Raw genomic sequence first — 1,435 nt, forward strand, 5'->3', positions numbered from 1 at the left:
TCAAAAATGACTGGAATATCGGTCAGTACGATCTATCGAGCCAAGCTCAAACTGGGATAGGAAAACCTAACTTACACACTTTAGTTGACAAACCCTGTTATCAAGAAAATTTGCTTCTTAAACTTAATTTTTCTTATTAATTCAACTAATTGATCAGAAATAAACTTGTTTCCAAGGTTGTCCTCAGGTTGATCAATAATTACTAATCCACATTTAGGATTATTCAATACTACTTTCAGGTATTTTTCCGAATTATAACCAGGACTATTACTCTTTGATGTAGTTCCATCCCGATATTCTAGATAGTCAGTTAGTTTATCAAAGCAACTTGCTAATGCCTTTATTTGACTCTTGATCTTTTTACCAAAATTATCAGCTGAATTATCTCCATAATTTTTCAGACTTGTTTCGTTATACAAGAGTTCAACAAGCGAATAGTATAAGTCATCCTTGCTATAACCCTTAATGCCATCAAGTATACTTTCCTTAATTTCCTTTTCTGGCTGAAGCTCTATACAAAGTTTGCTGTCCTCGTCTAAATCGATTAACTCAGTATGGTCTAACTTTAATGATAATGTACTCTTTACACTCCAATTTAGTTCAGCAAAAGCTTTAAAATGGACCTTTACTTTGTTTATAATCTCTCGCTTACCCTTTTCAGCTAAAGCCTTTTCTTTTCCAGCAGCATTTAATTTGTCATTCGCACTAGACACAATATTGTGTGCATTTCCAATAAATTTTGTCATATATTCATGCAGTAGTTTCTTCTTCTTCTGTTTGCCTTTCATCGTTGAAAGTAAACTTACAAATCCTTCAATTATTGCAACTTCAGTTTCTTCAATATCGATAGTTGGAGCTTTATTCAGCTTTGAGATTAATACTTCAATATCTTCAACTACTTTTATTGTCTCATCAAATTTTTCTGAAGAAAAAGTTAACTCTATCAACTTATCCTTATTCATCTTTAAGTGATACTCAGAATTTAAGAGTTTATCTATAGTATTATTATGCAAAATAATTGCTTGGTCTGGCTTTATCTCATGAATATCTTCATAGACTTGATGCAAATCAGAAATCCTTTTATCTAATTCAGTATGGATTTCGTTAAATTTTGCTTTTGCAATCTGGTATTCTTCAATTTTACCCGCTTTTCTAGCTAAGCTAGACAGCTCATTTCTCTCAAAATAGTTAGCTATTGCGCCTTGATTAATCTGTAGAATATCAGTATTTAGATGGGTCACTGCTTTAGGCATAGCATCTAAACTTGAACTTACTGTAGTCGTAGCGCCTTCAATCGCTACATTATACTTATCTTCTGATTCTAAAACGTCAATATAGATGGACCTGTCAAGAATTTTGTGTAAAGTTTGATTTAAAATTTTAAGTGAGCAGCGATTCTGTCAGAAAAAAGGATCTCTAATTGATTCATGACTTG

At 32.2% G+C, this 1,435-nt stretch carries 1 protein-coding gene; it reads right to left on the minus strand.

Annotation, left to right across the window (positions count from 1 at the left end; all coding sequences use genetic code 11):
• Positions 1 to 80: 80 nt before the first annotated feature.
• The gene (locus JOC49_RS13075; protein ID WP_204665480.1) at positions 81 to 1,253 is read right to left on the minus strand and encodes a hypothetical protein; all 1,173 of its coding nucleotides are present in this window, start codon (positions 1,251 to 1,253) and stop codon (positions 81 to 83) included.
• Positions 1,254 to 1,435: the final 182 nt, after the last annotated feature.

The sequence above is a fragment of the Fusibacter tunisiensis genome (genome assembly GCF_016908355.1).
In the GTDB taxonomy this organism is placed as follows: domain Bacteria; phylum Bacillota; class Clostridia; order Peptostreptococcales; family Acidaminobacteraceae; genus Fusibacter_D; species Fusibacter_D tunisiensis.